Source organism: Paraburkholderia phymatum STM815 (assembly GCF_000020045.1).
GTDB lineage: Bacteria > Pseudomonadota > Gammaproteobacteria > Burkholderiales > Burkholderiaceae > Paraburkholderia > Paraburkholderia phymatum.
The window spans coordinates 653181-665870 of the sequence record NC_010623.1; the positions used below are offsets into that span (position 1 = coordinate 653181).

The window sequence follows — 12690 nt, forward strand, 5'->3', positions numbered from 1 at the left end:
CATCGAGGGGCCAATGCGCTTTACCATCGTTTCCATTCTGCTGGCGGCCGTGCTGTGTCTGCAGGGATGCGCGACATCGCTTCAGACTTTCATGCTCGGCGGACTGGTCGGCGCGGCTGCCAGCCTCAGCGCCGTCACGTGCGCCATCGCATGTCACTGACTTCGGCATCCGATGAAGCTCAACCGAACCATGCTCGCCGCGCTCGGCCTGCTCGCAATGTCGAGTGCGCACGCCACCAGCTTCAATTGCGCTATCGCGCATTCGACGGCAGAGACGCTGATCTGCCATGACGCCGGCCTCTCCAAAGCCGACGACGAGCTCGGCAAGCTGTTCAGGCTCGCACTGAAACAGACCGCCGACCGCCGCGCCTATCGACGCGACAGCGACAGCAAATGGACGTGGCGAGAAGAGAACTGCAAGGACGTCGCGTGCCTGACAGACTGGTACTCGACGCGCATCGGGGAAATCCGCGAGCACCTGCGCAAACCCGCGCCGGGCGAAGAGCAGGCGCGCCCCGTCGATAGCGATCTCGCGGCTGTCAGCAAGCCATCGGCCAAACGCAAGGCATTCGAATCGCAAGCGTTCGCGCGGGACGTCCAGCAGTGCACGGCCACGACGCAAGACCTCGTGCCGCCCGTCCAATGCAGCAGCGTCCTCGAAAAGCACGCGCAATGGCAAACGCACGGTCCTGCTACGGATGGCTGGTTTTGCGGCGTCGCGATGATCGCGCCGCCTCCCACGGACGGCGGCGCCCGCAAGCAAGCGCCGAACGTGCTTTCCGAATCTTTCTGAAACAGCGAACGCGGCGGTCGAAGGCACGTGGAAGGCTGCGACGGTAGACTGACCGCTTGTCCGACCCTGTCATTCGAGGAGCGCCACTTGAACACGCCCGATACCCCGATCGTTCATCTCTTCTCGTACGGCACGCTGCAGGACCGCAACGTGCAGATTTCGAGCTTCGGCCGCGAACTCGCCGGCCATGCGGACGCGCTGCCCGGCTACGCGCTGACACTGCTTGCCATCGCCGATCCGAAAGTCGTCGAGATCAGCGGCAAGACGCACCATCCCGTCGTGCGCCCGAGCGGCAATCCCGCTGACGAAGTGGCAGGCACCGTCTTCGAGATCACTCCCGAGGAACTGACGGCCGCCGACGAATACGAAGTGGCGGACTACAAGCGCGTGCTCGTCACGCTGAAATCCGGCATCGACGCATGGGTGTATATCGCCGCCTGATGCGCCCTGCTTGCTTACGGGGCCTTACGAGACATCAAGTTGTGCGAGCAAGCGGACGTTAGCGCCATCAGTGCAACTGGAATTCGCGACTGAAGGAGGCGTGCAATGGTAAGCAGTGTCGGATATGGGATGGCATCCACGCCGTCGACGCATCGCGCTTCCGTGTCCGGCGAAGCATCGGCTGCAGTCGCGCAATCCGCGGCAGGCAGCGCACCTCGCAGCGAACAAAACGATGCGAAACAGGATGCGGCGAGCCAGGCCGCGCAGCCCGGCGTGACGGTCAGCATTTCGCCCGCGGGCGCGACGGCGGTGTCTCGCATGCAGCGAGCGGATAGCGTGGTTCACAAGAGCAACGCGAGCGCGAACGCATCGGCGGCGGCAGACGCGGACCTGGACGCCGACACGGATCTGGATACCGATGTGGACACGGCGGACATAGACGGCGCCGACGGCATCGAGGGCGGCGAGCCCGCCGGCGGCACGACGGCCAGCGACGACGCAACGCCGTCCGACGTGTCGCCCGTGAAGGCATTCGCGTACGGCGCACTTGGACTCGAGCGGCCCGATCAGCCGAAGGACGAGCGCAACGGCTTCTACTCGGCAGGCAAATGGCTCGCCGCCGGACTGACGATCGGCGGCCTGATTTCGCTGCTCGTATGAGACGAGCAGCGGCCTGTAAAGCAAACGTTTAGCGCCGGGCAGGCGGGGCGGCGCGCTTGTCGAGCGCTTCGATATCTTCGTCGAGGCTCCTGCGGATCGTGTCGATCGCCTGATCGACATTCGCGGGCTTCAGCTGGTTGCGCGCCAGCGCGACGTACACATAATGACGTAGCGCGGGATCGCGCGTTTTCGACAGTACGTCGTGATAGACCGCGTTCATCTCGGAATCGCGCCCGCTTATGTCGTAGAGACGCTGCAGATGTTCGAGATCGTTGACGGCCGCAAAGCCGGGACCATGCGGCGGCGGACTGTCGTTTGCCGGACCGTCGTGCGGCGGCGGAAGACCGGACGATGGCGGCACTTGCGCGTGAGCCGCAAAGGTCAGCGAGACGAGCGCGGCCAGACTGGAAAGTCGTTTCAGCGAGATCATGGCGTTCGGCAGATATGACGCGGCCGTTGAGTAAGGAAGATGTCGAGACGATATCAACGCGTCCCACGTGATGGGAGTGCCGCCGCGCAACGCTCGCTTACTCACGCTTTCATGTATCAGATGCGCGCTGGATCGATACGGCGCGGCAACCCGCGCCGCGCTCCGCCCAGTCGATGCATGCTGCGCTAACGCACTTCCAGCACGAGACAAAAAAGGAAAGGCGGCGAAAGACGAACCGTCCTTCACCGCCCGCTTTCGGCGCCACACGTCACGCTCAAAGCACGCCGAGCACCGCCTTCGGTTCGAGAAACGCTTCGATTCCATAGGTGCCGTACTCGCGCCCGATGCCCGACTGCTTGAACCCGCCGAACGGCGCGGCGGGCTCGTGCGCCAGCGTGTTGACGAGCACGCGCCCCGCTTCGATGCGCGACGCCACGTCCCGCGCACGCGTCGTGTCCTGCGAGAACACGTACGCCTGCAAGCCGTAGTTCGTATCGTTCGCTATCGCGACGGCCTGTTCGACATCGTCATACGCGATGATCGCCAGCACGGGGCCGAAAATTTCTTCGCGCGCAATCGTCATGTCGTTGGTCACGTCGCTGAAGACCGTCGGCCGGATAAACCAGCCTGCGGCGACACCGTCGGGACGCCCTTCGCCGCCCGCGATCAGACGCGCGCCTTCGTCGATGCCGATACGGATATAGCGCTGCACGCGCTCCCATTGCTTCTGGCTGACCATCGGACCAACGGTCGTGCGTGGATCGCGCGGATCGCCCGATTGAGTGCGCGCCACTTCGTCGCGCACGAGCGCTTCGAACTCCGCCAGACGCGGACGCGGCACGAGAATGCGCGTGCCCGCGATGCACGCCTGGCCGCTGTTCATGAAGCCCGCCTGAATCGCGAGCGGCACGGCCTGCGCGAACTCGGCATCGTCGAGCACGACGACGGGCGACTTACCGCCCAGCTCCAGCGTCACGCGCTTGAGCGTGTCGGCGCCCGTGCGCAGAATGGTCTTGCCGACCGCCGTCGATCCCGTGAACGAAATCTTCGCGACATCCGGATGCGAGCTGATCTGCGCACCCACGGAATCGCCGCGCCCCGTAACGATGTTGAACACGCCGGGCGGCAAATCCGCGTCGTGCAGCGCCTGCGTGACGATCTGCGTCTGCAGCGCGCTCATTTCGCTCGGCTTGACGACGGCCGTGCAGCCCGCCGCCAGCGCCGCTGCGAGCTTGCCGCAGATGAAGCCCGCATTGCTGTTCCAGGGCGTGATCAGTCCCGCGACGCCAAGCGGCTGCATCACCACTTCGGCCGTACCCGCCTGGCGCGTGAACCCGTACTGCTCCAACGCCCTCGCCGCTTCACTCAGCACATTGCTTGCATGCTGCGCCATCCAGCGCCCACGCGAAACGGGCGCACCATATTCCTCGATGATCGCCTCGTAAAGCTCGTCCTCTTTCGCGACGACGGCGGCATGCATGCGCCTGAGCATGTCGATTCGGGCGCGTTGGCTCGTGCGAGCAAACGCCGGAAACGCGCGCTTCGCTGCCGCGATCGCATCGCGCGCGTCTTTCGCGTCGGCGAGGCGCACGCGGCCTGTCACGCGTTCGGTGGCAGGGTTGAAGAGATCGAACCACTCTTCGCCGTGCGGCGTGACGAACGCGCCGTCGATATAGATTCTGTCGATTGTGTACATCTGCGTATTCCGTGACGTGCTTCCGATGGCATAAAGATAGCGGCGCACCATTGAACCGACTAGCCATACAATTGGACATGACCTATTGAGCAAAACAGGACAATGAAAACGACGGGCATGACCGAACTGGAAGCGGTGCTGGCGGTGGCGCGCCATCGCAGCTTCCGCGCCGCGGCCAACGAGCTGGGCGTCTCGACGTCGGCGTTGAGCCACGCCGTCGCGGCGCTCGAAGCACGCATCGGCGTGCGTCTGTTCAACCGTACGACGCGCAGCGTGTCGCTCTCGGAAGCGGGCGCCCAATTCGTCGACAGCGTGGCGCCCGCGCTATCCAGCATCCGCGTCGCGCTCGAACAGGCGGGCAGCTTCCGCGATACGCCGAGCGGCACGCTGCGCATCAATACGTCGGTGGGCGCCGCGCATCAGGCGATGCCCGTATTCATCGCGTTCCTCGAGCGCTATCCGGAGATGAAGCTCGACATCGTCACGGAAGGCAGGCTGATCGATATCGTCGTGGAAGGATTCGATGCGGGCATCCGCCTCGCCGAAACAGTGCCGCAGGACATGATCGCCGTGCCGTTCGGCGACCGGCAGCGCTTCGCTGTGGTCGGAAGCCCCGCGTATTTTGCGCAGCACACGCCGCCGCGCACGCCTCACGATCTCGCTCGGCACCGCTGCATCCGCACGCGCATGCCGAGCGGCTCCATTTATCAATGGGAGTTCGAGCGGCATGGCGAAACGGTGCGGATAGACGGCAAGGGGGCGCTGACGCTAGACGAGTCCGGCCTGATGCTCGACGCCGCGCGCGCCGGTGTCGGCCTCACGTATCTGAGCGAATGGACCGTCGCCGCCGATCTCGAAGCGGGCACGCTGATTCGTGTGCTCGACGACTGGACGCCGCCTCTCGACGGCCTGTGCCTCTACTATCCGGGGCGCCGGCACGCGCCGGCCGGCTTACGCGCGCTGGTCGCGATGATCCGCGATTGGGCGGACACGCAGCGTGCCGAGGCCCGCGTCAGACGCAAGCGGCAGCCGAAAACGGCACGCGCGGACGGTGCCGCGCGTCGCAAGAAGAAATAAACTCGTGTCGCGCTGTCGAATCCGGCCGCGCTCGAACGTCGTCGTGATGAAGGCCGCGATTTCGCGCGGCTTCCACAACACACTCAACACACTCAGGAGAACAACGATGCGAGTCATGGTGATCGTGAAGGCGACGACCGATTCCGAAGCGGACAAGATGCCCAGCACCGAATTGCTGGCCGCAATGGGCCAGTTCAACGAAGAACTCGTGAAGGCGGGCATCATGCAGGCGGGCGAAGGCCTGCATCCGAGTTCGCGCGGCAAGCGGGTGCGCTTTTCGGGCGCGAAGCGGACGGTGATCGACGGTCCGTTTGCGGAGACGAAGGAACTGATCGCAGGGTTCTGGCTGTGGAAGGTGAAGTCGATGGACGAGGCCGTCGAATGGGTGCGGCGCTGCCCGAATCCAATGGAAGGCGATTCGGAAATCGAAATTCGTCAGATATTCGAGGCTGAAGATTTCGGCGATGAGTTCACGCCCGAGTTGCGCGAACAGGAAGAACGGCTGCGTGCGGAGATCGAGCAGCAGGCGGGCAAAGCGAAGTAACCGGCGTCAGCGCGCGCGCAACGCGTCCACGATATTCATCCGCGCCGCGCGCATCGCGGGCAGAAAGCCGCCGACGAGCCCCATCGTCATCGCAAATAGCAGCGTCTTCACGACGATCGACGGGGTGAGCACGAAGCGGAACGACAGGTCCGCGAAGGTCTGGAAGTTCGTCGTGGAAAACGACGCGAACTGCATGAACGCCGCGCAGCCCAGGCCCGCCAGCCCGCCGACCAGCCCCAGCAGCATCGCCTCGACCAGAAACGCGGCCAGTACGTTCGCGCGCTGGAAGCCGAGCGCGCGCAACGTGCCGATTTCCGCGACGCGATTGGCGACCGACGCGTACATCGTGATCATCGCGCCGATCATCGCGGCAATCGAAAAAATCGTCGACAGGGTGATGCCGAGAATATTGAGGAAGCTCGACAGCGCCTTCGACTGGTCGCTGTAGAAGGTCTGCTCGCGCTTTGCTTCTTCCGCGAGGCGCGGATCGACGTCGAGATCGGCACGGAACTGCTCGAACTGGTCGGACTGCGCAAGACGCACCACCATCGACGAATAGCTGGTGCGCCGGAACGACTGCATCAGCTGATCGACATCGCCCCAGATTTCCGAATCGAAGCCGCTGCCGCCCGCATCGAAAGTGCCGACCACGGTCCAGTCGCGCTGCGCGAAATGTAGGTGCTCGCCCAGCTGCGTGCCGCCGAAACCCTTTGCGATGCTGCTGCCGACCACGATCTCCGACGAGCCGGGACTGAACATGCGTCCCGACGCGAGCTTCACCTGCGGCCGCAAGCTCATGCCCGCAGGCGACACGCCGCGGATCACGACGTTCGACGGCTTGCCCGTGCCGAGCTTCAGCAATGAGATCAGCACGACGGATTCTTTCGACGCCATCCGCATCCCGCCTGCGCCCATCGCGACGGCCGGATGCATTTCGATCACGTTGGCCTGTCCGCGGTCGATCGCGCTTTGCACTTCTGTTTCCGCGCCTTTGCGGATCACGACGACATTGTCCTGCTCGCCCGTCGAGACCAGCGTCTTCTTGAGACCGGCGTCGAGCATCAGCACCGTCGCGAATACGAACACCACCAGCGCGAGGCCGCCCGCCGTGAGCGCCGTGGTCAGACGGCGGGTCCACAGGTTGCGGGCGATGTACGAGAGCGGAATTGCCACGAGCCTTTCCTTTTAGCTTTCCCTTTAGCCGATTGCCCGCAGGCCTTCGACGATCCGCACGCGCGCCGCCTGCAGCGCCGGAACGACGGCGGCCGCCACCCCGACGACGAGCGCACACGCCGCCTGTTGCAGCATCGTGTCGCGCGACACGGCGAACACGGGGAACACGCCGCCCGTCACCTGCTTGAAGAAGGCTGCGGCGGGCGGCGTGGCGAGCATGCCGAGGCCCGCGCCCACGGTACAGATAGTCAGCGACTCGCCGAACATCAGCAGCGCGAGAAAGCCCGGCCCGAAGCCGAGCGCCTTGAGCGTCGCGTATTCGACGGTGCGCTCGCGCGCGCTCATCGCCATCGCGTTCGCCATCACGGCCATGATGATCACGATCACCACATAGGACACGAGCTGGATCGCCGCGATAATCTGATTCGACATCGCGACGAAGCCCAGCTGGAAGGCCTGCTCCGTTTCCGTCAGCGTTTCGGCGAGCGAGTTCTTGAATACGCTGTCGACGCGCCGCGAGATTTCAGCCGCATTGTCGGGATTGTCGATGCCGACCACGTACACGCCGACCTGGTCCGCTTTGCGCCCCGGCATCTTGCGCACGCTTTCGTTCAGATAGTCCCAATGAAAAATCATCTGGCGCGTAATCGTCGATTCATCCCGGCCGTCCAGAATGCCGCGCACGACGAACTCCCACGTGCCCGGATAGATCGTTCCCTTGATAGGAATCACGTCGCCGACCTTGAAGCCATACGCCGTCGCAAGCTGCCTGCCGATCAGGCAGCCTTTGCGGTCGCGCTCATAATCCGAGCGCTGCTGCGCAGGCAGGAGGAACTCCGGATACAGATCGAGATAGTTGTCCGACACTGCGAACTGCGCAAAGAAGTTCTTCGGCTCGCGATAGATGCCGCCGAACCAGCTCGATCGCGCGACCATCGTCACGCCTTCCACGCCGCGAATGCGGGCCTCGTAGCTCAGCGGCAGCGGGAACGTGAGCGAGATCGCGTTGCGCGTCACGAGCCGCGCATTCGATGCAGCCGCCGCGCCCGCGTACCACGCGTCCACGACGGTATGCAGCAGTCCGAAGGCGAGCACGGCGATCGTCAGGCCGAGCACGGTCAGCGTCGTGCGCAGCTTGTGACGCAGCGCATTGCGCGCAATCAGCTTCAGCAGGTACATGATTGAGCGCTGGCGCGGATTTCAGCTTCGGCTGCCATCGATCAGTTCCCCCTTCTCCAGATGCACGAGCGCGTTGGCGGCACCCGCCGCATGGGCGTCGTGCGTCACCATGATGATGGTCTTGCCGAGTTCGCGGTTCAGGCGCTGCATCATCGCGAGGATCTCTTCGGCGGATGCGCGGTCGAGGTCGCCCGTGGGTTCGTCGGCGACGATCAGCGTCGGGTCGGTGATCAACGCGCGCGCGATGGCGACGCGCTGCTGCTGCCCGCCCGACAGCTCGGACGGATAGTGATGCGCGCGATTGCCGAGATTCACCATGTCGAGCACGAGACTGACGCGCTCGCGGCGCTCCTTGCGCGACAGACGCGTGAGCATCAGCGGCAATTCAATGTTTTCGAATGCCGTCAGCACGGGCATCAGGTTGTAGAACTGGAAGATGAAGCCGACGTGCGCCGCGCGCCATTGCGCGAGCGCCGACTCCGACAGCCGCGTGATATCCAGCCCGCCGACGCTCAGCTGGCCGCCGTCAGGCCGGTCGATGCCCGCAATCAGATTGAGCAGCGTGCTCTTGCCCGAGCCCGACGGCCCCATCAGCGCAATGAAATCGCCCTCGCGGATCGCGAGCGTGATGTCGGACAGCACAGGCACGGTCTGCACGCCGCGCCGGTACGACTTCACGAGGTGCCGGATCTCGACGAGCGGCGGCGTGGCGGGGTTCGGCGCGCTCACTGTTTCTTCGCCACGGAGACCTTGGCGCCGTCCTTGATGTGCTCGTTCGGCGCACGCACCAGCACGTCGCCGGGACGCACGCCGCTGACCGCGACCAGTTCGCCGAGCGTCTGCGCCGTCGTGACAGGGACTTCGCGCGCGGTGTCGTCCTTGACGACGAACACGACCTTGCGGCCATTGCGCTCGACAATGGCGGCCGGCTGCACGGCCACGACCGGCTTGCGGTCTTCAGGCGGCACCGGCTTCGACAGGAACGCGATCTTTGCGCTCATGTCGGGCAGCACGCGAGCGTCATGATCGACGAAACGCACCTTGACGAGCACGGTCGCCTTCGAGCGGTCGACGGTCGGCACGATGCGCGACACACTGCCCGCGAGGCGCACGTTGGGTAGCGCGTCGAGCTGGATCTCGCACGGCGCGTTCACGGCAATCTTCGCGATGTTCGATTCCGCGACGTCGGCTTCGACTTCCAGCGTGTCCATGTCGGCGATTGTCACGACGGCGCCTTTACTGTCCGACGCCTGCGAAAACGGCGTGATGTTGTCGCCGACGTTCGCGTGTTTCTCGATCACGACGCCGTCGAAAGGCGCGCGGATCACGGTCTGATCGACGGCGACCTGCGCAGCCTGCGCATTCGCCTGTGCGGACACGATCGCGGCTCGGCTGTTGTCGATCGAGGCGACCGCCTTGTCGTAGCGCGCGAGATCGGCGTCGTACTGCGTCGCAGGAATTGCGCCGTTCGGCGCGAGAATCTTCGAGCGGCGCAGATTGATTTCGGCGTTCTTCAGTTCGGCCTGCTGCAGCGCAAGGTTCGCTTGCGCGACCTTGACCTGCGCCTTCGCCTGCGCGAGCGACGCCGACACATCCGCGCTCTCGATGCGCGCGATCACTTCGTCTTTCTTGACGCGCGTGCCTTCCAGCACGCCGAGCCATTCCAGCCGCCCTTGCGCCTTTGACGCAACGGCGGCCTTTCGCTGGGGCACGACGTAGCCTGTCGCGTTGAGCAGCGTGTAGGTTTGCGAAGGATAGGCCGAGACGACGGTCGTGGTCTCGACGGATTGCGGCCCGGCGAGCCGGAGCCCGAAGACGAGCGCGCCGATGACGATCAGCGCGACGGCCCCGTAGCCGATCCAGTTACGCCGGCGGCCGCCCGTGGCGACGGCGGGCCGGTCGATTTTCAGCCGCTTCAGATCGTGATCTGCCAATTTGTTATGTCGTCGGATAGAGACGGGCACACAGTATAGCGCCGTGCCTCGCCGGCGTTGGCTCCGCCGGGTATCCCGTTTGCGCTGCAACAGCGCTCGCAGGAAAACCGCCGTGCAAAGGCGCGCGAGGTATGCGAAGGGCATCGTGGCCGGGTTGACAGACGCCGACGCGAACGTTTTAGATTCAAAGTCGTTGGTCATTCGAATTCCGAGGGAGACATATGAAGAACGATCAGACTGTTGCGCCAGACAGCACCGCGGTCCGCGTTGCGTTATGGCGCGCGATGCACGTACAGGTCGACGCGGCGCCCCATGTACTCGACGACGAAATCGGCCTGCGCCTCGCGGCGCCCGATGCAGGCTGGCGCGACCGTCCCGACATGGACGCCCGAGGCACGCGCGGCTATCGCGCGTCGATCGTAGGGCGTGCACGGTTTATCGAGGATCTCGTCGCGCAGCAGCGCGATCGCGGCGTCGAGCAGTACGTGATTCTCGGTGCGGGGCTCGATACGTTTGCGCAGCGTCAGCCGGAACTCGCGTCGCGTCTGACCGTTTTCGAAGTGGACCGGCCCGGCGCGGCGACGTGGAAGCGCCAGCGCCTGGTCGAGCTCGGATACGGTGTGCCCGACTGGCTGCGGCTCGTGCCCGTCGATTTCGAAGCGGGCCAGTCGTGGTGGGAACAGATCGCGCATGCGGGCTTCGACGCCGACGCGCCCGCCGTGATCGCATCGACGGGCGTGTCGATGTACCTGACGCGCGACGCGAATCTGGCTACGTTGCGTCAGATCGCAAAGCTGGCGCCCGGTTCGACGTTGGCGATGACTTTCCTGCTGCCGCTCGATCTCGTCGATCCCGCGGAACGCGCGCAGCACGAGTCCGTCTACGAGCGGGCGCGTGCAGCGGGCACGCCGTTCGTCAGCTTCTTCACGCCCGACGAGATGCTGGCGCTCGGGCACAAAGCGGGCTTCAGACGCGTCGAGTACGTCTCGACGGGCGACCTCGTCGGACGCTATTTCGCCCGCCGACGGGATGACCTGCGGCCGTCGACGGGTGAAGCGTTTCTCGTTGCGACGACCTGAAGACGGTCGCGCAACGCCGCGTCAGTTCTGGTTGCCGCCCCAGCGGAGCTGCGTCTTGCGGTCGCTGCTCCCGTCGTTGCCGCCCGTGCAGTCCAGCTGCGTGCGTTGCGCCTCACCCCTTGCCTCGTTGCCCGGCTAGCACAGCCACTGGCCGATCCAGTTCTGCTCGATGCGCGAGCTGCCGGCACGGTCGCTGCCCATCACGTTCTGCATCTTCGCCCCCTGAATTTTCCGAGCGCCCTAGAAACGGCTACGGGAAAGGTCGAATTGACGCGCGCCACGCGGTCTGTGCAATCCGTCTGCTCGTTTCGGAGAGCGGTGATAAGGTGACGCGCTCCATCGATCCATCGATCCAGCTATGAACTTCGAGAACACTCCTTCGAGCCGCCTGCAGGAGGTCGCCGACGGCACGTCTTCGCCGTTGCGCGCATGGCTTGCGGTCGCGTCCGTAACGGTTGGCGCGTTCGCTTTCGTCACGACGGAATTCCTGCCCGTCGGCCTGTTGCCGCAAGTTGCGCAGACCTTCGACGTTCTGCCCGGAACGGCAGGCCTGATGGTGACGATTCCCGGCATCATGGCGGCGATTTCGGCGCCCGGGATGATGCTTGCTGCCAGACGCGTGAATCGCCGGCTGATTCTGATTCTGCTGTCCGTGATGCTGCTCGCATCGAACCTGATGTCGGCGTTCGCGCCGTCGTTTTCCGTGATGCTGGTGGGCCGCGCGATGCTCGGCGCCGCGCTCGGCGGCTTCTGGACGCTGGCGCTCGCCGCGGCGGGCCGGCTCGTGAAAGCGCACGAGGCGCCGCGCGCGACGGCGACGATACTCGCCGGCGTGACCTGCGCGACCGTGATCGGCGTGCCGCTCGGCACATTCATCGCGAGCTTCGCTTCGTGGCGCATGTCGTTCGTCGCGACGGCGGTGCTCGTAACCGTCGCGCTGATTGCGCAGTTCGCGCTGCTGCCGTCGCTGCCGTCGAAAGCCGCGCTGCGGTTCGCCGATCTCGTGACGCTCGTGCGCCGTCCGTTCCCGCGCAAGAGCCTGCTGATGGTCGCGCTGATCTTCGGCGCGCATTTCTCGTCGTACACGTATATCGCGCCGTTCCTGCAGGACGCGCATTTCAACGCGTCGACGATCACGGCCGTGCTGCTTGGCTTCGGCATCATCGGCTTCGTGTCGAACTTCACGGTGTCGACCTTCGTCGCGCGCCGGCTCAGGGGCTCGCTTGCGTCGATGACGATGTTGCTGCTGTTCGCGCTGCTGACCATGCCACTGCTCAAGGACATGGCGCCCGTGGTGACGGCTGTCGTGCTCGCGTGGGGCGTCGCGTTCGGCGCGATTCCGCTGTGCGTGAGCGTGTGGATGCAGGAAGCAGCGCCCGATCTGCCGGAAGCGGGTTCGGCGCTGTTCGTCGGCATCATTCAGGTGGCGATCGCCGTGGGCTCGTCGGCGGGCGGCACGATCGTCGATCACGCCGGCATTCCCGTCGACTTCTGGTTCGGCAGCGTGCTCGCGATTCTCGGCCTCGTCACGCTGGCCAGCTTCCGCAAGCGCAACGCAGGCGTGCCATTCGACGCGCCCGTCAAGACGGCCGACGTTCAGACCGAATGCGTCTGATGCACCGAGCGCACGTCACTTCCGCCTGAACGCAGCGCGCCGCTCGGCGCGCTCGTGAGCGAACTGTCT

General features: G+C 65.0%; 14 protein-coding genes. 8 read left to right on the forward strand and 6 right to left on the reverse strand.

Annotated features, from left to right (window positions below):
* The first annotated feature begins 13 nt into the window (after positions 1-13).
* The 4 genes from BPHY_RS42580 (at position 14) to BPHY_RS18710 (ending at position 1894) form a co-directional block, all read left to right on the forward strand.
* Entirely contained in the window at positions 14-160 is a 147-nt protein-coding gene (locus BPHY_RS42580; RefSeq protein ID WP_167538881.1) for a hypothetical protein, read from the forward strand.
* Positions 161-172: 12 nt separating this feature from the next.
* Positions 173-793 (forward strand): lysozyme inhibitor LprI family protein, encoded by a 621-nt coding sequence (locus BPHY_RS18700; protein ID WP_012403010.1) that lies wholly within the window; start codon positions 173-175, stop codon positions 791-793.
* Positions 794-880: 87 nt separating this feature from the next.
* Entirely contained in the window at positions 881-1234 is a 354-nt protein-coding gene (locus tag BPHY_RS18705; protein WP_012403011.1) for a gamma-glutamylcyclotransferase family protein, read from the forward strand.
* A gap of 105 nt (positions 1235-1339) precedes the next feature.
* Positions 1340-1894, forward strand: coding sequence for a hypothetical protein (locus BPHY_RS18710; protein ID WP_012403012.1), 555 nt, complete (start codon positions 1340-1342; stop codon positions 1892-1894).
* A gap of 28 nt (positions 1895-1922) precedes the next feature.
* On the opposite strand, the gene BPHY_RS18715 is transcribed toward BPHY_RS18710, so the two are convergent.
* Both BPHY_RS18715 and BPHY_RS18720 read right to left on the reverse strand, forming a co-directional pair.
* Positions 1923-2324 carry a hypothetical protein gene (locus BPHY_RS18715; protein WP_157686633.1) on the reverse strand — a complete coding sequence of 134 codons (402 nt, stop codon included), beginning with the start codon at positions 2322-2324 and terminating at the stop codon, positions 1923-1925.
* 274 nt (positions 2325-2598) lie between these two features.
* Positions 2599-4020 carry an aldehyde dehydrogenase family protein gene (locus tag BPHY_RS18720; RefSeq protein ID WP_012403014.1) on the reverse strand — a complete coding sequence of 474 codons (1422 nt, stop codon included), beginning with the start codon at positions 4018-4020 and terminating at the stop codon, positions 2599-2601.
* Between the two features lie 102 nt (positions 4021-4122).
* Between BPHY_RS18720 and BPHY_RS18725 the strand changes: the two genes are divergently transcribed.
* Together BPHY_RS18725 and BPHY_RS18730 are read left to right on the forward strand one after the other, a co-directional pair.
* The gene (locus tag BPHY_RS18725; RefSeq protein WP_012403015.1) at positions 4123-5097 is read left to right on the forward strand and encodes a LysR family transcriptional regulator; all 975 of its coding nucleotides are present in this window, start codon (positions 4123-4125) and stop codon (positions 5095-5097) included.
* 106 nt (positions 5098-5203) lie between these two features.
* Positions 5204-5641 carry a YciI family protein gene (locus BPHY_RS18730; protein ID WP_012403016.1) on the forward strand — a complete coding sequence of 146 codons (438 nt, stop codon included), beginning with the start codon at positions 5204-5206 and terminating at the stop codon, positions 5639-5641.
* Positions 5642-5647: 6 nt separating this feature from the next.
* On the opposite strand, the gene BPHY_RS18735 is transcribed toward BPHY_RS18730, so the two are convergent.
* From BPHY_RS18735 to BPHY_RS18750, 4 genes are read right to left on the reverse strand one after another with little or no spacing between them, the layout of a single operon-like run.
* Entirely contained in the window at positions 5648-6814 is a 1167-nt protein-coding gene (locus tag BPHY_RS18735) for an ABC transporter permease (protein ID WP_012403017.1), read from the reverse strand.
* A gap of 24 nt (positions 6815-6838) precedes the next feature.
* Positions 6839-7993: an ABC transporter permease gene (locus BPHY_RS18740; RefSeq protein WP_012403018.1), complete on the reverse strand. Its 1155-nt coding sequence runs from the start codon at positions 7991-7993 to the stop codon at positions 6839-6841.
* 21 nt (positions 7994-8014) lie between these two features.
* Complete coding sequence (locus tag BPHY_RS18745; RefSeq protein ID WP_012403019.1) at positions 8015-8722, reverse strand: ABC transporter ATP-binding protein; 708 nt, start codon at positions 8720-8722, stop codon at positions 8015-8017.
* Positions 8719-10071: an efflux RND transporter periplasmic adaptor subunit gene (locus BPHY_RS18750; protein WP_012403020.1), complete on the reverse strand. Its 1353-nt coding sequence runs from the start codon at positions 10069-10071 to the stop codon at positions 8719-8721. The genes BPHY_RS18745 and BPHY_RS18750 overlap by 4 nt, the downstream gene beginning before the upstream one ends.
* A gap of 77 nt (positions 10072-10148) precedes the next feature.
* On the opposite strand from BPHY_RS18750, the gene BPHY_RS18755 reads away from it, so the two are divergent.
* Both BPHY_RS18755 and BPHY_RS18760 read left to right on the forward strand, forming a co-directional pair.
* Positions 10149-11006, forward strand: coding sequence for a class I SAM-dependent methyltransferase (locus BPHY_RS18755; protein WP_012403021.1), 858 nt, complete (start codon positions 10149-10151; stop codon positions 11004-11006).
* 358 nt (positions 11007-11364) lie between these two features.
* Positions 11365-12621 carry an MFS transporter gene (locus BPHY_RS18760; protein ID WP_012403022.1) on the forward strand — a complete coding sequence of 419 codons (1257 nt, stop codon included), beginning with the start codon at positions 11365-11367 and terminating at the stop codon, positions 12619-12621.
* Positions 12622-12690: the final 69 nt, after the last annotated feature.

Coding starts and splice junctions, on each gene's coding strand:
- BPHY_RS42580 (WP_167538881.1), top strand. CDS start 14: ATGCGCTTTACCATCGTTTCCATTCTGCTGGCGGCCGTGCTGTGTCTG.
- BPHY_RS18700 (WP_012403010.1), top strand. CDS start 173: ATGAAGCTCAACCGAACCATGCTCGCCGCGCTCGGCCTGCTCGCAATG.
- BPHY_RS18710 (WP_012403012.1), top strand. CDS start 1,340: ATGGTAAGCAGTGTCGGATATGGGATGGCATCCACGCCGTCGACGCAT.
- BPHY_RS18715 (WP_157686633.1), bottom strand. CDS start 2,324: ATGATCTCGCTGAAACGACTTTCCAGTCTGGCCGCGCTCGTCTCGCTG.
- BPHY_RS18720 (WP_012403014.1), bottom strand. CDS start 4,020: ATGTACACAATCGACAGAATCTATATCGACGGCGCGTTCGTCACGCCG.
- BPHY_RS18725 (WP_012403015.1), top strand. CDS start 4,123: ATGAAAACGACGGGCATGACCGAACTGGAAGCGGTGCTGGCGGTGGCG.
- BPHY_RS18730 (WP_012403016.1), top strand. CDS start 5,204: ATGCGAGTCATGGTGATCGTGAAGGCGACGACCGATTCCGAAGCGGAC.
- BPHY_RS18740 (WP_012403018.1), bottom strand. CDS start 7,993: ATGTACCTGCTGAAGCTGATTGCGCGCAATGCGCTGCGTCACAAGCTG.
- BPHY_RS18750 (WP_012403020.1), bottom strand. CDS start 10,071: ATGCCCTTCGCATACCTCGCGCGCCTTTGCACGGCGGTTTTCCTGCGA.
- BPHY_RS18755 (WP_012403021.1), top strand. CDS start 10,149: ATGAAGAACGATCAGACTGTTGCGCCAGACAGCACCGCGGTCCGCGTT.
- BPHY_RS18760 (WP_012403022.1), top strand. CDS start 11,365: ATGAACTTCGAGAACACTCCTTCGAGCCGCCTGCAGGAGGTCGCCGAC.